Origin of the sequence: Bradyrhizobium sp. 35, assembly GCF_023073215.1 — a bacterium.
Taxonomy (GTDB): Bacteria; Pseudomonadota; Alphaproteobacteria; order Rhizobiales; family Xanthobacteraceae; genus Bradyrhizobium; species Bradyrhizobium canariense_D.
Map to the genome: position 1 here is coordinate 1 of NZ_JADPJC010000066.1, position 16,596 is coordinate 16,596.

19 protein-coding genes and 1 pseudogene are annotated in these 16,596 nt (G+C 63.7%); 7 read left to right on the top strand and 13 right to left on the bottom strand.

The features are described from left to right. The first annotated feature begins 373 nt into the window (after positions 1–373). A complete protein-coding gene (gene argE / locus IVB36_RS14485; RefSeq protein WP_247391992.1) occupies positions 374–1,546 on the top strand; it encodes an acetylornithine deacetylase in 1,173 nt (390 codons plus the stop codon). Positions 1,547–1,750: 204 nt separating this feature from the next. Here argE and IVB36_RS14490 read toward each other — a convergent pair. From IVB36_RS14490 to IVB36_RS14500, 3 genes and pseudogenes are all read right to left on the bottom strand, one after another. Then, positions 1,751–2,374 (bottom strand): annotated as a pseudogene (locus IVB36_RS14490) (LysE family translocator); the annotation flags it as partial. 89 nt (positions 2,375–2,463) lie between these two features. Next, positions 2,464–3,522, bottom strand: coding sequence for a phosphotransferase family protein (locus IVB36_RS14495; RefSeq protein WP_018460216.1), 1,059 nt, complete (start codon positions 3,520–3,522; stop codon positions 2,464–2,466). Between the two features lie 132 nt (positions 3,523–3,654). Further along, on the bottom strand, positions 3,655–4,890 hold the full coding sequence (locus tag IVB36_RS14500; protein WP_007611657.1) for an acyl-CoA dehydrogenase family protein: 1,236 nt from the start codon (positions 4,888–4,890) through the stop codon (positions 3,655–3,657). A gap of 222 nt (positions 4,891–5,112) precedes the next feature. On the opposite strand from IVB36_RS14500, the gene IVB36_RS14505 reads away from it, so the two are divergent. Then, positions 5,113–5,775: a TetR/AcrR family transcriptional regulator gene (locus tag IVB36_RS14505; RefSeq protein WP_247362355.1), complete on the top strand. Its 663-nt coding sequence runs from the start codon at positions 5,113–5,115 to the stop codon at positions 5,773–5,775. Positions 5,776–5,778: 3 nt separating this feature from the next. Here the strand turns inward: IVB36_RS14505 and IVB36_RS14510 are convergent, their stop codons facing one another. From IVB36_RS14510 to IVB36_RS14535, 6 genes are all read right to left on the bottom strand, one after another. After that, positions 5,779–6,171: a RidA family protein gene (locus IVB36_RS14510; protein WP_162847229.1), complete on the bottom strand. Its 393-nt coding sequence runs from the start codon at positions 6,169–6,171 to the stop codon at positions 5,779–5,781. A 108-nt stretch (positions 6,172–6,279) separates the two neighbouring features. Continuing rightward, entirely contained in the window at positions 6,280–6,495 is a 216-nt protein-coding gene (locus IVB36_RS14515; RefSeq protein ID WP_018457601.1) for a hypothetical protein, read from the bottom strand. A gap of 189 nt (positions 6,496–6,684) precedes the next feature. Next, complete coding sequence (locus tag IVB36_RS14520) at positions 6,685–7,914, bottom strand: CaiB/BaiF CoA-transferase family protein (RefSeq protein ID WP_085351265.1); 1,230 nt, start codon at positions 7,912–7,914, stop codon at positions 6,685–6,687. 169 nt (positions 7,915–8,083) lie between these two features. Beyond that, the gene (locus IVB36_RS14525; protein WP_247391993.1) at positions 8,084–9,289 is read right to left on the bottom strand and encodes an MFS transporter; all 1,206 of its coding nucleotides are present in this window, start codon (positions 9,287–9,289) and stop codon (positions 8,084–8,086) included. Between the two features lie 135 nt (positions 9,290–9,424). Beyond that, positions 9,425–10,252, bottom strand: a complete 828-nt coding sequence (locus tag IVB36_RS14530) for a 3-keto-5-aminohexanoate cleavage protein (protein WP_247362349.1) — start codon at positions 10,250–10,252, stop codon at positions 9,425–9,427. Positions 10,253–10,375: 123 nt separating this feature from the next. Next, positions 10,376–11,767 (bottom strand): MFS transporter, encoded by a 1,392-nt coding sequence (locus IVB36_RS14535; protein ID WP_247362347.1) that lies wholly within the window; start codon positions 11,765–11,767, stop codon positions 10,376–10,378. Here IVB36_RS14535 and IVB36_RS14540 point away from each other — a divergent pair. From IVB36_RS14540 to IVB36_RS14550, 3 genes are read left to right on the top strand one after another with little or no spacing between them, the layout of a single operon-like run. Further along, a complete protein-coding gene (locus IVB36_RS14540) occupies positions 11,753–12,064 on the top strand; it encodes a hypothetical protein (protein ID WP_018457606.1) in 312 nt (103 codons plus the stop codon). The two genes, IVB36_RS14535 and IVB36_RS14540, sit on opposite strands and share 15 nt — an antisense overlap. A gap of 51 nt (positions 12,065–12,115) precedes the next feature. Further along, on the top strand, positions 12,116–12,373 hold the full coding sequence (locus IVB36_RS14545) for a type II toxin-antitoxin system prevent-host-death family antitoxin (RefSeq protein WP_247391996.1): 258 nt from the start codon (positions 12,116–12,118) through the stop codon (positions 12,371–12,373). Continuing rightward, positions 12,370–12,753, top strand: a complete 384-nt coding sequence (locus tag IVB36_RS14550) for a type II toxin-antitoxin system VapC family toxin (protein ID WP_085351261.1) — start codon at positions 12,370–12,372, stop codon at positions 12,751–12,753. The genes IVB36_RS14545 and IVB36_RS14550 overlap by 4 nt, the downstream gene beginning before the upstream one ends. 54 nt (positions 12,754–12,807) lie before the next feature. Here IVB36_RS14550 and IVB36_RS14555 read toward each other — a convergent pair whose 3' ends face one another. Genes IVB36_RS14555 through IVB36_RS14570 form a run of 4 tightly spaced genes read right to left on the bottom strand, consistent with a single transcriptional unit; the run spans position 12,808 to position 15,026 of the window. Beyond that, a complete protein-coding gene (locus IVB36_RS14555; RefSeq protein ID WP_166520788.1) occupies positions 12,808–12,978 on the bottom strand; it encodes a hypothetical protein in 171 nt (56 codons plus the stop codon). Between the two features lie 38 nt (positions 12,979–13,016). After that, entirely contained in the window at positions 13,017–13,220 is a 204-nt protein-coding gene (locus IVB36_RS14560; protein WP_007611681.1) for a hypothetical protein, read from the bottom strand. Positions 13,221–13,242: 22 nt separating this feature from the next. Further along, the gene (locus IVB36_RS14565) at positions 13,243–14,577 is read right to left on the bottom strand and encodes a sorbosone dehydrogenase family protein (RefSeq protein ID WP_085351260.1); all 1,335 of its coding nucleotides are present in this window, start codon (positions 14,575–14,577) and stop codon (positions 13,243–13,245) included. Then, positions 14,574–15,026 carry a DUF2231 domain-containing protein gene (locus IVB36_RS14570; protein WP_085357988.1) on the bottom strand — a complete coding sequence of 151 codons (453 nt, stop codon included), beginning with the start codon at positions 15,024–15,026 and terminating at the stop codon, positions 14,574–14,576. The genes IVB36_RS14565 and IVB36_RS14570 overlap by 4 nt, the downstream gene beginning before the upstream one ends. A gap of 195 nt (positions 15,027–15,221) precedes the next feature. On the opposite strand from IVB36_RS14570, the gene IVB36_RS14575 reads away from it, so the two are divergent. Both IVB36_RS14575 and IVB36_RS14580 read left to right on the top strand, forming a co-directional pair. Beyond that, positions 15,222–16,085: a formate/nitrite transporter family protein gene (locus tag IVB36_RS14575; protein ID WP_018457612.1), complete on the top strand. Its 864-nt coding sequence runs from the start codon at positions 15,222–15,224 to the stop codon at positions 16,083–16,085. Positions 16,086–16,180: 95 nt separating this feature from the next. Beyond that, positions 16,181–16,387: a hypothetical protein gene (locus tag IVB36_RS14580; protein ID WP_247335912.1), complete on the top strand. Its 207-nt coding sequence runs from the start codon at positions 16,181–16,183 to the stop codon at positions 16,385–16,387. Positions 16,388–16,596 lie beyond the last annotated feature (209 nt).

Genomic DNA, 16,596 nt, shown 5'->3' on the forward strand with positions numbered 1-16,596 from the left:
GCCCTGCGAAACCATTCGCGCCGGTGTGGCCCAGCGTCCGCCGCTGTCCGGCCCGCGTTCGTGACGATCGCGATACGCCCCTCTTCCTTGGGCCGGGTTACGGCGACACATACGCCGTTTCCGAATTTCGGTAAAGTGGAATATTTTCAGCGGCGGGCGTTGACCTGCCGCTCGCGTGTTTTGCCCGTCGGCCAATGCAAGGGCTTGTAGCCCGGATGAGCGAAGCGACATCCGGGATTCCGACCACGAGCTGTCCCGGGTATCGCTTCGCTCACCCGGGCTACCGGTCTGTGTTGATTTGCTCTACCACAGCCGACGTTGGTATGGTTCGTGCAAGCACTTCAGCTTCCATCCCCCTGACAAGAACGTGACAATGCCAAGCTCAAGACCCGACCGTATTCGCAAGCTGCTCGCCGACCTCGTCGGCTTCGACACGATCAGCGATCGCTCCAACCTGCCCCTGATCGCGCATATCGAGAGCTATCTCGCCGCACACGGCGTCAAGAGTGAGCGCATCGTCGACGAGACCGGACAGAAAGCCGCGCTATGGGTCACCATTGGACCCGAGGACCGCCCCGGCCTGGTGCTGTCGGGACATACCGACGTGGTGCCTGTGGTCGGCCAGGACTGGAGCCACGATCCCTTCAAGCTGATCGAGCGCGACGGCAAGCTTTACGGCCGCGGCACCACCGACATGAAGGGATTCGTCGCGGTGTGCCTTGCCATGGTGCCGGAGATGCTGGAGGCGAAGCTGACAACGCCGATTCATCTCGCCATCTCCTATGACGAGGAGATCGGTTGCGTCGGCGTGCGGCCGATGCTGCGCGAGCTCGCGAAGAAACGGATCAAGCCGCTCGGCGCCTTCATCGGCGAGCCGACCGAGATGAAGGTCATCATCGGCCACAAGGGCAAGCACGGCGTGCGCGCCACGTTCCAGGGCCTCGCCCGCCACTCCTCGATCGCACCCGAGGGCGTCAACGCGATCGAATACGCCGCCGAGCTGATCGTCGAAATCCGCCGCCGCGCGTTGCAACTCGCAAGCACGAAAGCAACGAACAGCCTCTACGATGTCCCTCACTCGACGCTGCTCACCAGCATCGTGCATGGCGGCGCCGCGCTCAACATCGTGCCCGATACCTGCACGGTGGATTTCGAATGCCGCGGCATCGGCATAACCGAATCCAGGGAGGTGACGGATGCGATCGTCGCCTGGGCCAAGACCGAGATCGAGCCGGCGATGAGGGCGCGACACCCGGAGTGCGGCATCGACTTCGAAGAGATCCTCGATTATCCCGCCCTCGACACCGCCGCCGACGCCACCATCGTCACGGTGGCCAAGAGCCTCGCGGGGCGCAACGACCACGCCAAGGTCGCCTTCGGCACCGAGGCGAGCCTGTTCGCCAGCATGACCGATATCCCGTCAGTGGTGATCGGGCCCGGGTCGATCGCGCAGGCGCATACGCCGGACGAGTTCGTGGAGATGGCGGAGCTGGAGAAATGCGCGGGCTTCGTGGAGAAGCTGATCGCGCATTGCGTGAAGGGGTAAGGTGTTTCCGCGTCATTGCGAGGAGCTCTTGCGACGAAGCAATCCAGACTGCCACCGTGCGAAGATTCTGGATTGCTTCGCTTCGCTCGCAATGACGAGCGTCTGGAGACACCCGTAGTCCGCATGAGCATAGCGGCGACATGCGGGGCCGCTGTCCCGGATATCGCTGCGCTCATCCGGGCTACGAATGAGCGGTGCGCCCCATCGCTCCTGCAAAGCCAGCCGCACGCCGACGGCGCAGTAGATGGTCCCGACCACCTTGCCCTGCCATTTCACGACGGCTGGATGGCGGCGAAGCAAATTGCCGAGACGGCCGGCGCCGACGGCGAACACCACCGTGCTAAGGAGGCCGAGCAACACGAACACAGCGCCGAGCAGCGCGAGCTGCAGCGTCGTCGAGCCATGCTCGGGCCGGACGAACTGCGGCAGGAACGCAAGGAAGAACAACGCGGTCTTCGGATTCAGCACCTCGGTCAGCACGGCCTGCCGGAATGCCCGCGCTGCGCTGATCGCGGGCGCACCGCCATTCACCTCGATCGGCGTCTTGTCGAGCATGGCGCGAATGCCGAGATAGATCAGAAAGCCTGCGCCCGCGTATTTGACGACGCTGAACAGGAGTGCCGAAGTCGCGATGATCGCAGAGAGGCCGATGATTGCCATGGTGGTGTGGACCACGTCACCAGCCGCAATTCCCGCGCCCGTCGCGATGCCGACCCTGGTTCCCGAGCTCGCGGCGCGCGCCATGGTGAGGAGTGTCGCCGGTCCGGGAATGAAGACGAAGCCGAGGACGATGAGGATGTAGGTGATGAGGGTGGTGTGATCAATCATGCGGGCATCTCTCTCGTCATTCTGTCCCGTGTCCAGACACGAGAGGAACGCAAGCAAAGGCGCGGCCGTCAGCCGCGCCTTCGGATTCCTTAAACCGCGCCCGCCTTCTGCGCGTACTCCCAAGACGCCTTCGACAGCGGAACGGTGCGCTTGGCTGACTCCAGCGCCTTGGCATTCGCCGCGGTGCCGTCGCGGACCCGGCCGGCGATGCCTTGCGTGATGCCGGCGAGACGGAACAGGTTGTAGGCGAAATACCAGTTGAGGTCAGGCACCGTCATCTTGGTGACGTTGCAATAGATCTGCGCGGCCTCCTCCACGCTCGGGATGTTGAGCGCCTTGAGGTCGGCGCCGTCCAGGCCGGGCATGACCCACTGCATCAGCAGATAGGTGAAGTCGGCCATGGGATCGCCGAGCGTCGACAATTCCCAATCGAGCACGGCCTGCACGCGTGGTTCCGTCGCGTGGAAAATCATGTTGTCGAGGCGATAGTCGCCGTGGACGATCGAGACGCGCGCCTGCTCCGGCACGGTCTTCGGCAACCATTCGGCGACCTTCTCGAACTCCGGAATGGTCTGGGTCTCGGACGCGCGGTACTGCTTGGTCCAGCGGTCGATCTGCCGGGCAAAGTAGTTGCCGGGTTTGCCGAAGTCGCCAAGACCGATCGCGACGGGATCGAACATGTGGAGTTTTGCCAGCGTCTCGATCTTGCTGGTGAAGATCTTTCGACGATCATCCCGCGTCTGGCTCGGCAGCGTCGGATCCCAGAACACCCGGCCGTCTTCCATCGACATGATGTAGAAGGCCGAACCGATGATGCTGTCGTCCTGGCACAGCGCATAGGCCTTCGCGACCGGAAAGCCCTGCTTTCCCAGCGCCGCGATCACGCGATATTCGCGATCGACCGCGTGCGCCGACGGCAACAATTTGCCGAACGGTTTTCGGCGCATCACATAGGAGCGGTTCGGCGTGTCGAGCCGATAGGTCGGGTTGGACTGGCCGCCCTTGAACTGGAGCACGACCAGCGGTCCCTCATAACCCTCGATGTTCTCGCGCAGCCAGGCTTCGAGCCGCATCTCGTCGATGCGATGACGCTCCTCGACCGGTTTGGTGCCCGAGAACTCTTCGTCTTTCCTGACGCCGTCAGCCACGATGACGCTCCCTCTTCAGTCCGAACATGATCCTAATCGGTAACCCCCAGCGCACTTGCGTCAAGCGGTCATCCGATCACGGATCATGCCCTGTCGTTTCTTCAAATCGGGAGCGCCAGCGTGCTCTCCCGCTTAATGACTGGAAGAGTTTGCATACTTCCGAACCTCGAGCCTGGCAATGGCGCGATTGTGCACCTCGTCCGGGCCGTCGGCGAGACGGAGCGTGCGGATGTGGGCGTAGTCCTTGGCGAGGCCGGCTTCGTCCGAGACGCCTGCACCGCCGAAGGCCTGGATCGCCTCGTCGATGATCTTCAGCGCCATGTTGGGGGCTGCGACCTTGATCATGGCGATCTCGGCCTGCGCGGTCTTGTTGCCGACCTTGTCCATCATGTCGGCGGCCTTGAGGCACAACAACCGCGTCATCTCGATGTTGGTGCGGGCCTCGCCGATGCGCTGCTCCCACACCGAATGCTCGACGATCCGCTTGCCGAAGGCAGTGCGCGAGGTAAGCCGCTTCACCATTTTCTCCAGCGCCTCCTCGGCCTTGCCGATGGTGCGCATGCAGTGATGGATACGGCCGGGACCGAGGCGGCCCTGCGCGATCTCGAAGCCGCGGCCTTCGCCGAGCAGGATGTTCTCCTTCGGCACCCGCACGTTCTCGAGCAGCACCTGGGCGTGGCCGTGCGGCGCGTCGTCGAAGCCGAACACGGGCAGCATCTTCTCGACCTTGATGCCGGGGGTGTCGAGCGGAACCAGGATCTGCGACTGCTGCTGGTGCTTGGCCGCCTTGAAGTCGGTCTTGCCCATCAGGATCGCGATCTTGCAGCGGGGATCGCCGACGCCGGACGACCACCATTTGCGGCCGTTGATGACGTAGTGGTCGCCGTCGCGCACAATGCTGGTCTCGATGTTGGTGGCGTCAGACGAGGCCACGGCCGGCTCCGTCATCAGGAAGGCGGAGCGGATTTCGCCGTCCATCAGCGGACGCAGCCATTTGCGCTTCTGCTCCTTGGAGCCGTAGCGCATGAATACTTCCATGTTGCCGGTGTCGGGCGCGGAACAATTGAAGACTTCCGAAGCCCAGGAGATGTGGCCCATCTGCTCGGAGAGCAGCGCGTATTCGAGATTGGTCAGTCCCGCGCCGCGGAATTCGTCGTCCTCATGCTCGTTGGGCGGCATGAACATGTTCCAGAGGCCTTCGGCTTTCGCCTTCTTCTTGAGATCCTCGAGCACCGGGATCACCTTCCAGCGTTCGCCGCTGCGATCCTGCTCATCATAGACCGGCACCGCCGGGCGCACGTGCTTGGCCATGAAGGACTGCACGCGGTCGAGCCATTCCTTCTGCTTCGGCGACAGATCGAAATCCATGGGACGCTCCTCGTCTTTGCCAACTCGTTTGGCGAACTTGTTTTGCGCCGGACTGTCCACCCGCATTGTGCGACCCGCAAGTGCGAATGCGCGGCTTGCGGATGCTCCGGAACCCATTCGCGCGTTTGCGAACGAGTCCCGATTGCGGATTGACTTTCCCGGCCTTCAAACGATAGTTTCATACAACTGTTTGAATTGCAACTCCCTCCCCGAGGGGCTCCCATGGCCAGCGATCATACCCGGACTGCCATTCTCGCCGCCGCCGAACGGCTCTATGCCGATCGCGGGTTCGGCGACGTGACGTTGCGCGACATCGTCGCTGAGGCCAATGTCAACCTCGCGGCGGTGAACTATCATTTCGGCTCGAAGGACGAGTTGATCGCGGAGCTGTTCGTGACACGCTCGATCGCCACCAATCGCGAGCGTCTGCGCGAATTGAAGGCGGCGGAAGAACAAGGCGGCGGCCGCGCGCCGATCGAGGTAATCCTGCATGCCTTGGTCGGCCCGACGCTGCGCGGCTGCCTCGGTCCCGAGAACCAGCGCTCGAGCGCGGCGCGCTTCATGATCCGCGCTTCGATCGAATCCGTGCCGCCGATCCGCCGCATCAAGAATCGCGAGATCGACCATTTGCGCAAATTCGCCGGCGCGATGCGAAGGTCCCTGCCCGACCGCAGCGACGTCGATATTTACTGGGGCCTGAACTTCGCGCTCGCCATGGCGCACCACACCATCCGCGAGAGCGAGCGGCTGACGAAACTGTCGGAGGGCAAATGCGACCTCGACGATGTCGAGGACGTGGTCGCGCGCGTCGTCAGCGTGGCGACGATGGCGCTGACGGCGGGACGGACGGAGGCGAAGGCGCCGTCAAAAATGGCGGCGCGCTAACCTTCACATCATCGCGATGCAGTCGATCTCGACGTCGAAGGGGCCGAACCATTCCGGCGTACAGACGAAGATCCGCGCCGGCGGATCGTGCGGGAAATAGCGCGCATAGACGTTGTTGAACGCGGCGAAGTGCTTGGTCGAGGTGCAGTAGACGTTGCACTTCATGACGTTGTCGAGGCTCGCGCCCGCCGTCTCAAGGCACAGCTTCATCTGCTCCATGATCAGCTCGCTCTGCCGTTCGATCGGCACGTCCGCGATCTCGCCCGTCTCGGGGTCGAATGGCGGCAGGCCGGCGACGAAGATCATGTTGCCGGCGCGCGTGACCGGCGAGACCGGCGCCTGCCGACGATCGAGGAAAGTCGAGATCGGTTCGACGCGGAGCGCTTCGCGTTTCATTTCGAGATTCATGGGCGGCCACCTTCGGTCCAAGCGAGATGACGGCTTGCTACAGCATGTTGCAGCCGTCATGCTTCGCTTCTGATCGAAGTTTGGTCGCCGAGCCGCCTAGGCGTGCTGCGGCATCTCCTCGGCCTCTTCCTTGGCGAGCAGCAGCAGCATCTCGATGCCCATGTCGCCTTCCTGCGGCGAGCGGATGAACTTTATTTCGTCGGCGCTTTGCCGCAACGCGGCAATGATCGCGACGGCCTGGTTGGCCGTTGCCGCCTCGGTCGCCAGAATTGCCTTCTGGTTCTTGGCCTGAAACCCGATCGTGTAGGACATGCGTTCCCTCCCGGACTGAGTGGACCGATCGAATCTGAGTCGCGCGCGGAGCGGAAGCCTGTGTGAGTACGGACCGGAATTATCTGGGGATTGCCCGCAAGGTTCGCGCAAGGCCGCAGGAGCGTCATGTTGACGTCCCTTTTTATCCAGCGGCGATCAGGCCAAACCGCGCGCGCCGCTTCGCCGAAGCTAGATAATCCCCTGCTGCTTCAGCGTCTCGATCTTGCCGGCATCGTAGCCGAGCTTGCCGGCGAGCACCTCCTGGGTGTGCTCACCGAGCAGCGGCGGGGCGCGGTAATCCTTGATCGGGGTTTCCGAGAGCGTCAGCGCGTTGCGGATCAGCGAGAGATCGGGCTGGAAGGGATGATCGACCTTCACCCGCATGCCGCGCGACTGGACGTGCGGATCGGAAAACACCTGCTCGAAATTGTTGATCGGGCCGGAGGGCACGCCGGCCTCCTCCAATCTGTCCAGCCAATAGGCCACCGGCTGCTTCAGGAACAGGCCGGCGAAGATCGCCATGATCTCCTTGCCGTGCACGACGCGGTCGTTGTTCCTGACGAAACGCTTGTCGCTCGCGAGTTCGGGCGCGCCGAGCACGGCGCAGGTGCGCTGGAACTGGCCGTCATTGCCGACCACCAGCATCAGCTCGCCGTCGGTGCAGCGGAACACGCCGGCCGGCATGCCGCCATTGCCCCAGGTGCCGCGGCGCGGCGGCGTCTTGCCGTTGACGAGGTAGATCTGCAGCCAGTGCGACAACGACGCGATGACGGTGTCGAACAGGCAGACGTCGATATGCTGCCCCACGCCATCATTGGCGTCGCGATGATAGAGCGCCGAGAGAATCCCGATCGAGGTGTTCATGCCGGTCATGTAGTCGACGATCGACGGGCCGACCTTCATCGGGCCCTCGCCGGGCTCGCCGTCGATATGGCCGGTGACGCTCATCAGGCCGCCCATCGCCTGCAGGATGGCGTCGTAGCCGGCGCGCGGCGCATAGGGGCCGGTCTGGCCGAAGCCGGTCACCGAGCAGTAGATAATGCCGGGATTGATCGCCTTGATGGTCTCGTAGTCGAGGCCGTAGCGCTTGAGATCGCCGACCTTGTAGTTCTCCATGAAGACGTCGACATCCTTGGCGAGCTCGCGGATAATCGCCTGCCCCTCGGGCTTGGCGATGTTGACCGTGACCGACTTCTTGTTGCGGTTGGCGCAGAGGTAGAATGAATTGTTGTTGTTGGCCTTGCCCTCGGGGTCAGTCAGGTAAGGCGGGCCGAAGGCGCGCGCGTCGTCACCGGTGCCCGGCCGCTCGATCTTGATAACCTCCGCGCCCAAATCGCCCAGCATCTGGGCCGACAGAGGCCCGGCAAGCACGCGGGTGAGGTCAAGGATCTTGATGCCTGAGAGCGGCAGGGCCGACATGTCGAATTCCTCCGGGAACTGGATCTTGGCGCGGCGGCGAGATCGCAGGCCGCGCTTCCTGCGGATACACTATTTTGGCGATCCGAGCACTGCACTGTGGGCATACGGCCATCCCCCAGCCCGCCCGGCGCAGGTCACCGCGCGGTGAATTACCGCATGGCGAATATTCTCAGGTTGCAGCCGCTGCAGCCACCTGCGGCCGGCGGCGGCCGAGCAGGACCAGGATCAGCACCGTGGCGCAGGAGCAGACGAAGGTGAGACCGAGCGCGCCGCGGCTGCCGAACTGGGTGAGCAGGCCGACAAGGAGCGGCGGCGAGACCGCGGAGGCGAGATTGAGCGGCAACGCGATCATCGACATCGCCTTGGCGAACTCGGTCTGATCGTAGAACACGAGCGGGATCGTTGCCCGCGCCACCGCCATCGCGCCGCTGCCGGCGCCGTAGAGCAGGATGAAGGCCGCAACCGCCCAGGTCGCGCCCTCGCGCGTCATCAGCAGCAGCATGGCGATCGGCAGCGCCGTGCCGGCGACGAGCCCGGTCGTGATTCCATCCCACCGCCCTCCGCCGAGAAAATCGAGTCCGCGGGCGCTGACCTGGATCACGCCCAGCATCGAGCCAAACGCAAGCGCCTGCGCCGGGGGAAGCCCCTCCGCCCGGAGCAACTCGATCATGATGGCGCCGATGCCAAAATTGACGAAGGCATTCAGCGTGATCGCGGCAACGACGAGGCTGAAGGTGCTCCTGGGAATCGCAGGCGGCGGCGAAGATTTCACCGGCTCGCCGCCACGATCACCGACGATTTTCCGGCGCGGTGCAAAGAATGCATAGAGCGGAAGGTTGATGACGACCATCATGGCTGCATAGACGAGGCACGTCCCGCGCCAGCCGAGCAAACCGCTGAGGAACGACGTCGTCGGCCAGAAGATGCTGCTCGACAGGCCCGTCACCAGCATCAGCGCGCCGATGGCATTCTTGGCCTGCCGCCCGGCGACCTCGTTCAGCATGATATAGGCGCCGGTCGAAAGCGTGGCGCTGCCGGCGATGCCAAGGACGATCCAGGCCGCGAAATACAGCATCGGCTCGCGCGCGAGGGACAGCAGGATGAAGCCCGGCACGGTGAGGACCGTGCCTGAGATCATGACCTTTCGTGCGCCGTGCCGCGCAAACGACCTGGCGAGCCAGGGCGCGCATAGCCCCATCGACACATAGAGGACGGACGTCCCGGCGAACACCGCCGGCAGGCTCATGCCGAGATCGGCCGCGAGATCGCGTCCGACGATGGCGGGAAGACCTATCGTACCCCACCCGACAAGCTGGGAGACCGCAAGCACCAGCAGGACCCCGATGAGCCTGCTGTCAGATTTCAAGAACCGCATTCCAATCGTCGCCTGCCCGGCAGGCGCCGATCACGCCTGTGACACCTGTCTTACCCCCGGACTTAGCGCAGGGAAACGCCGGCCGTCGAATGGCAGCAGGCGGCCGGGAGCATGTCAGGTGGCGGCAGGAGCGCCCTACCCCGCGAGCCCGAGCAGGGATCGCGCCTCGGCCGCAGTCGCCACGCGCCGGCCGTGACGCGCGACAGCCTCACCGGCGACGGCCACGAGCTCGGCGTTGCTGGCCGCGAGGCGCGCCTTGTCGATCCTGATATTGTCCTCGAGGCCGGTGCGGACCGCATCGGCGCCCCGCGCGAGCGCCCAGCCCATGACCTCGGCCTGGTGGCGTCCGATCCCCGCTGCCGTCCATGTCGCCTCCGGGATCAGCCGCCTGAGCTCTCCCAGCAAGATGTCGAGGACATGCTCGTCCGCGGGCATGGCGTTCTTGACGCCCATGACGAACTGCACGTGCGGACGCTGGTCGATCAGCCCCGCCTCGATCAGGCGGCGGGCGCCATGCAGATGCGACAAATCGAAGATCTCGATTTCCGGCCGGATGCCATTCGCCTTCATCCCGGTGGCGAGGGTCTCGACCAGCGCGGCGCTGTTCTCGTAGACGATGGTCGGAAAGTTCACCGATCCCGTGGACAGCGAGGCCATGTCCGGCTTCAGGTAGAGCGATGATCCGCGCGCCGAGGGATCGCGGCCCCGCCCTCCGGTCGAGAACTGAACGATCATGTCCGGACAGTGCTTCTTGATCCCCGCCTGCACCAGGGCGAAACGCTCGGGATCGGAGGACGGCGTCTCGTCATCGTTGCGAACATGGATATGGGCGAGCGTGGCACCGGCTTCAAAGGCCTGGTGCGTCGACTCGATCTGCTCGGACGGCAGAATCGGGACCGCGGGATTGTCCTTCTTGCGCGGAACGGAGCCGGTGATTGCGACGGCAATGACGACGGGGTTCATCTTGCAACCTCATATTGATTGCGCTCGCGCGCACCAAATTCGAATCGGCGGCCTGACTATGCAGTGAGGCCCTGCCGCCGCGAACATCATCGATCGCGGCGGCAGTTGCCTCTACCATACCCGTCAGGTCCGAACCGTGGCAGCCCCGCTCACCGCATCGCCGGCGCGCTGACGGTCATAATCTGCCCGCAGCATTGGAACGGCATTGGGATTGCCGAGATCGTCGATCCTGATCCGATAGGTTTCCCGCGCGGTCAGGGCGGCCAGCGCGGCGATGACCGTGATAGCGAAGGCAATCGCCCCCACCGTCAACGGAATGTTGGTCGAGCCGGGAGGCGCGACGGTCGCAAACAGGGCGGGCAGCAATGCGGTGATGGTGGTTCCGATGTTCTGCGATATCGCCATCGCCGAGACGCGGGTGCGGGTCGGAAACAGCTCCGGGTAAAAGCTCGGGAAGATCGCGTTGTAGCCCTGATAGACTACGCCCCACATCAAGAGCGACACCAATATTGCCAGCGGCACATTCCTGATGCTGATGGCATAGAGATAGCAAAAGGCGAGCAAGCCGGAGAGAAGCGCGCCGACGATGATCGGGGGCTTGCGGCCGACCTTGTCGGAGAGATTGCCGACGAAGGGAATGACGAACACGGCCAGCATGTTTCCGAGCACGGGGATCCAGAGATAGACGTCCTTGGCAAAACCGATCCCGTAGGCCGGCTGCACCGCATAGGCCGCGCCGAAGATGGTCGCAACGACAGGAATGACATTCATCAGCGCCATGCAGATGACCCTGAGCATGTCGCGCCAGCTCAGCTTGATGGCCTGGACGATGGGCGCGCGCGGCGTTTCTCCCCGTTCGCCCTCGCGGGCAAAAGCAGGGGTCTCGTCGACTTCGCGACGAATGATGTAGCCCGCGACGATGACGAAGAAGCTGAGCAGGAAGGGAATCCGCCAGCCCCAGCTGTTGAAGGCGTCGGTCGGCATATAGGCCGCCAACGGCAGGAAGATTGCTGCGGCGAGGATCTGTCCGGCCTGCACCCCCTGAAGGGCGAAGCTGGCATAGAAGCCCCGTCGGCCGAACGGCGCGTGCTCCAGGATCATCGAGCTTGCGCCCGAGATTTCGCCGGCAACGGCAAATCCCTGCACGAGGCGCAGAATGACGAGCAGAATTGGCGCCAGGATGCCAACCTGCTGGTAGGTCGGCAGGATACCCACGGCCATCGTCGAGATGCCCATCAGGAACATGCAGACGATGAGAACCGTCTTGCGGCCATGGGTGTCGCCCCAGTGCCCGAGGACGAACGCGCCAATCGGCCGGGCCACATACCCGACGCCATAGGTCGCCAACGAGGCGACGATCGCGACGGTGGGATTCTCCGACGGGAAGAAGATTTGCGGGAAAATCAGTGACGCGGCGGTCGCGTAGATGAAGAAGTCATAATATTCGAGAGCCGACCCGATCCAGCCGCTGGCAGCGGCTTTCCTGGACTGACTCATCTGATGGATCGCGGTCATCTCAAGATTCCTCCCTTGGGTTTTGCTGACGTCCCGTTGACGGGCTTCGCTCAAAATTGGGCAGCACTCTCCGGCCGCTCTGCGGAGTTTCGCGAGCGCTTGTCATTGCCGATGGGTGTCTGCTTGGTGGCGACGATAAGCTTTCGCCGGGCTAACACAATTACCCAGTTATTCGACAAACCTAACATGATGTTATTTTGTACGGAGAGCCCACGTTCCGGCGAACACCGCCGGCAGGCTCATGCCGAGATCAACCGCGAGATCGCGTCCGGCGATGGTGGGGTGGGAGGTGGTTGACATTGGACCATTGCATGGTCCATTTTATGAAAACTGAGGAAGGACAATGAGATGCGGGTCTCCGTTACCGACGCAAAAGGACAATTGACCGATCTTGTCCGCCGCGCAGAGGCCGGCGACGAGGTGATCCTGACGCGACATGGGCATCCCGCGGTACGGCTCGTCCCGGTCAAGCTTTCGCCGGACCGCGCCACCCGCCGGACCGGGCTTGAGGCGGCGCGAAGGACCGGCGGGGCCAAAGCTATTCCCGGACCGAGCGCCGCGCGCAGTCAGGACTTTCTTTTCGGCGATGACGGACTGCCGGAATGATCGCAGTCGATACCTCCGCACTGATGGCGATCGTGCTCGACGAACCGCAAGCCGATGCTTGCATCACCGCGCTGGACACCGCCGACGAAATCCTGATCTCGGCGGCCTCCGTTGCAGAAAGCCTGATCGTCGCGGCACGGCGGGGCGTCGACGAAGAGATGAACAAGCTGATTAACGATCTCGGTTTGAACGTGATCTCGGTGACCCAAGCTTCGGCCGAACGCGTGGCGCAAATCTACTCGCGTTGGGGCAAAGGCATTCGTCCTGCCGGTCTCAACTTTGGTGACTGCTTCGCCTACGATGTCGCCAAGGAGCATGGCTGCGCACTTCTTTATGTCGGCGACGACTTTGCCAAGACGGATATCGTTGCGGCGGCGTAAGTCGACGGCCGGGCGCCGACTTACCGGCCGAACAGAAAAGCCGCGGGGCAGCCGTCAGGCCGTGTGACCGGGATCGACGTGCTTCGGCGTTTTCTTGTCGCGTTGGGGTGTCATCTTGGCCGGATCCGGCGCACCCGGCACGCCGCGCGGCCCGAGCTGGTCTCGCTGAATGTCGTCTTCAGAGCGGGAGGGTTCAATGCCGTTCGGTTCACGGGGCTTGGTCATCGCAGCCTCCTGAAGTGTGTTCTGCTCGGAGTGTCCCATCAAATTCCCAGCGCGTTCTCGCCGGCTTCGCGGCCGGGCACGCTGACATGGACTTCGTGTCCCTCGCGAAGCGCCAGCGAGGCGGCAGCCACCGCCGATTCGAAGGCCGCTTCCTTGGTGGAGTATCTGTTCTTGACGTCGCCGTCGTGCAGCACGCCCCATTCGTCCTGCACCGGCACGATCGTGTATTGAGCAAGGCCCATGGTGTAACTCCTCGAGATCTATCTATCGCTGCGTGAGCTGCGGGTGCGCCGCCGTCACCCGCCACACCGTGTTGCCGCTGTCATCGGCGACCAGCAGCGCGCCGGTCTTGTCGATGGCGACGCCGACGGGCCGCCCGCGCGCCTGGTTGTCGCTGTTGAGGAAGCCGGTGACGACGTCCTGCGGCGGGCCGCTCGGCCTGCCATCCGTGAACGGCACGAACACCACCCTGTAGCCGTTCAAGACCTGCCTGTTCCAACTGCCGTGCTCGCCGACGAAGGCGCCGCCGCGATAGGCCGCCGGCAAACTCGCGCTCGTGTTGAAGGCCATGCCGAGCGGCGCGACATGCGAGCTCAGCGCATAGTCAGGCACGATCGCCTTGGCGACGAGATCAGGACGCTCCGGCTTGACGCGAGGATCGACGTGCTGGCCGTAATAGCTGTAGGGCCAGCCATAGAAGCCGCCGTCCCTCACCGACGTCATGTAGTCCGGCACGAGATCGGGACCGAGTTCGTCGCGCTCGTTCACCACCGTCCACAGCGTCCCGGTCTGCGGCTCGAAGCTGAGGCCGTTCGGATTGCGCAAGCCGCTCGCGAAGATGCGCCAGCGGCCGCTGGCACGGTCGATCTCGAGGATCGCGGCGCGATTGTGCTCGGCCTCCATGCCGTTCTCGGTGATGTTGCTGTTGGAGCCGACGCCGGCATAAAGCTTTGAACCGTCGGGGCTCGCGACCAGGCTCTTGGTCCAGTGATGATCGATCGGTCCGCCCGGCAGCGGCGTCAGCACCGTGCCCGGCGCGGTGATCTTCGTATCACCCTCCGTGTAGGGGTATCTGACGATCGCATCGGTGTTGGCGACATAGAGATCGTTGCCGACCAGCGCGACGCCGAACGGCGAGTTGAGATGGTCGAGGAAGACGCTCTGCACGTCCGGCACGCCGTCGCCGTTGCTGTCGCGCAGCAGCGTGATGCGGTTGCTCGCGCCGGTGTCGCCGCCTGATGTCGCCCAGGACTCGATGTATCCCATCACGATTTCCTTGGGCCGCTTGATCGGAGCGCCCTTCGGCGCCTTGGATTCCACCACCAGCACGTCGCCGTTGGGCAGCACGTAGAGGAATCGGGGGTGCTGCAAGCCGGTCGCGAAGGCCTTGGCCTGCAAGCCCTGCGCGACGGCCGGGGTCTCGTCCTTTTTCCAGCCGACGATACGGGCGATGTGCATCGGCGGCAGCAGGTATTGCTGGATGTCGGGCAGCGTCGGGTTGGCGCCGGTTTGCGCCTTCGGATCGCCACTGCCGTCATTGCAGCCGGCGAGACACAGCAGCGAGGCACACAACAGCACCCGAACGATTGCGGAGTTCATCGCGCAACTCCTACACCGTGGCGATACACCATCGCCCAGCCGAGCCAGCCGGTGACCGGCAGGATCAATACGGTGATGGCTGAAAGAATGAGCCCGGTCGGCCACACCGAGGTCCAGGCATCGCGCGTATGGATCAACGCATTGACGATCGCCAGGACCAACGCCACCGCGTTGCCGATCAGATGCGGCCAGGCCGGCGGTTGCGCCCGCACCAGACGGTTGCCGAGAAAATCGGTCAGGCCCGCGATCGCCGCCAGTACGCCGAAGATGACGCCGACGACCAGAAGCCAGGCGGAAAAATCCGCCCACATGATCTCGGCACTGACGACATAGGCGATATCGGTCAACAGCGCTCCGATGAAACAAGCGATCGGTATCGGCACCAGCATCGGATGAATCGGATGGCCCGCGATCTGCGCGGTTGAGCGCACACGCAAATTGTCTTGCACGGTTGGCCTCTTGTCAGATCGCCACCCGCCCCGGTAGAAAACACCCGCTTTCCACGAAGGTTCCTGATGGTCGACCACGGCGCCGCCGCTGTGCCTCAACAATGCTGCGGCGTGCGAGCACTTACCAGGAACCCCTTGCCGCTCCGAGCCTTGATCCCGGCATTGAGATGAACCTACCCTTCAGGAGACCGCGGAGTGGACCAGCCTGGCGACGGCGCCTCCTTCAATCCAGCCTCAAAGCTCGACGGCGTCTCGCGGCGCCAGACGAAACAGATCGAATCCCAGAGCCGGCCTAGCGCAGCGCTGATCCATGAGACAATCCGCGCCGAGGGTGAGCAGGAACTGGAACGGCGATGGTGGGCCATCGTGCTGTCCGGCCTCGCCGCCGGCCTTTCGATGGGATTGTCCCTGATTGTCCAGGGCGAGTTTCACGCGCTGATTTCCGACGAGGCCACCCGACGGCTGGTGGCTCCGCTCGGCTACACGGTCGGTTTCCTGGTCGTGGTGCTGGGACGGCAGCAGCTCTTCACCGAGAACACCCTGACGCCGATGCTGCCGCTGTTGCACAACAGGGATCTCGGCACGCTTGGGAGCGTGATCAAGCTTTGGGGCCTGGTCCTCGCCTCCAACATCGCAGGAACCTGGGCCGTTGGATCCGTGCTCGCGCACACCAGCATCTTCGAACCCCGCATCGTGGGCGCCTTCGTCGATCTCAGCCGCCACACCATCGAGGGTACGTTCGCGACGACCCTTGTCCGGGCGATCTTTGCCGGCTGGCTGATCGCCTTGATGGCGTGGCTACTGCCTGCCGTGAAGGGATCGCGCCCGCACCTCGTCGTCGTGATGACCTATGTGGTCGCGCTCGGCCAGTTCGCGCACATCATCGCGGGCTCGGTCGAGTGCGCCTTCCTGGTGCAGAGCGGCCTGGCGTCGCTCTCGCAATATGCCTCGGACTTCTTCGTACCGACACTCCTCGGCAATATTCTGGGCGGAACGACCCTCGTGGCCCTGCTGAACTACGGACAGGTCGCCCCCGAAATCGACGACCACAGGGAGTAAAGAGCCTGCACAAAAGCTGCCGCCTCGACAGGAACGATGGGCCCGAGCCGAGCTTGCCTCGGCAAATCAACGCGCGCCGACGAGCAGGATCAATCATGAGCACCGATACCAAGAGCCCATTCGACAAGGACCCGGCCGAAGGATCACGCGACATCATCGATCGTGAATTGCAGCGTGCCGAAGATACCGCCAACAACAAGGTCGATCATCTCCCCGGCGTGAAGGTCAGCGGGCAGCCCCAGGGCGGCGCAGTCGATCGTGCCCGGAAGCAGCGCGAGGAGAAGGACGGCAAACAGGAATAGAGCCGCTCTGCCGACCCGAAACGCACCCGGTTATCGCAAAGCCGCCCGCTCCAAGCTCCAGCCGTCACCGGGACCGACTTGACGGTCAAAGTCGGTCAATCAAGATGCATCGTAAGCGCGATTTTCTCCGCACGATGACGCCCGCGCTTTTGACGGATGGCCTTCGTATCGAGGGCGGCATCTGACCCGTTCAGGCAGCGGCGGTTTTG

Bases quoted from the DNA above. Each gene is read 5' to 3' on its own strand.
- IVB36_RS14535 (WP_247362347.1), bottom strand. From the start codon at position 11,767: ATGACCGCGATCCATCAGATGAGTCAGTCCAGGAAAGCCGCTGCCAGC.
- IVB36_RS14500 (WP_007611657.1), bottom strand. From the start codon at position 4,890: ATGGATTTCGATCTGTCGCCGAAGCAGAAGGAATGGCTCGACCGCGTG.
- IVB36_RS14565 (WP_085351260.1), bottom strand. From the start codon at position 14,577: ATGAACTCCGCAATCGTTCGGGTGCTGTTGTGTGCCTCGCTGCTGTGT.
- IVB36_RS14510 (WP_162847229.1), bottom strand. From the start codon at position 6,171: ATGAAACGCGAAGCGCTCCGCGTCGAACCGATCTCGACTTTCCTCGAT.
- IVB36_RS14550 (WP_085351261.1), top strand. From the start codon at position 12,370: ATGATCGCAGTCGATACCTCCGCACTGATGGCGATCGTGCTCGACGAA.
- IVB36_RS14530 (WP_247362349.1), bottom strand. From the start codon at position 10,252: ATGAACCCCGTCGTCATTGCCGTCGCAATCACCGGCTCCGTTCCGCGC.
- IVB36_RS14540 (WP_018457606.1), top strand. From the start codon at position 11,753: ATGGATCGCGGTCATCTCAAGATTCCTCCCTTGGGTTTTGCTGACGTC.
- IVB36_RS14515 (WP_018457601.1), bottom strand. From the start codon at position 6,495: ATGTCCTACACGATCGGGTTTCAGGCCAAGAACCAGAAGGCAATTCTG.
- IVB36_RS14545 (WP_247391996.1), top strand. From the start codon at position 12,116: ATGCGGGTCTCCGTTACCGACGCAAAAGGACAATTGACCGATCTTGTC.
- IVB36_RS14555 (WP_166520788.1), bottom strand. From the start codon at position 12,978: ATGACCAAGCCCCGTGAACCGAACGGCATTGAACCCTCCCGCTCTGAA.
- argE (WP_247391992.1), top strand. From the start codon at position 374: ATGCCAAGCTCAAGACCCGACCGTATTCGCAAGCTGCTCGCCGACCTC.
- IVB36_RS14560 (WP_007611681.1), bottom strand. From the start codon at position 13,220: ATGGGCCTTGCTCAATACACGATCGTGCCGGTGCAGGACGAATGGGGC.
- IVB36_RS14520 (WP_085351265.1), bottom strand. From the start codon at position 7,914: ATGTCGGCCCTGCCGCTCTCAGGCATCAAGATCCTTGACCTCACCCGC.
- IVB36_RS14525 (WP_247391993.1), bottom strand. From the start codon at position 9,289: ATGCGGTTCTTGAAATCTGACAGCAGGCTCATCGGGGTCCTGCTGGTG.
- IVB36_RS14505 (WP_247362355.1), top strand. From the start codon at position 5,113: ATGGCCAGCGATCATACCCGGACTGCCATTCTCGCCGCCGCCGAACGG.
- IVB36_RS14580 (WP_247335912.1), top strand. From the start codon at position 16,181: ATGAGCACCGATACCAAGAGCCCATTCGACAAGGACCCGGCCGAAGGA.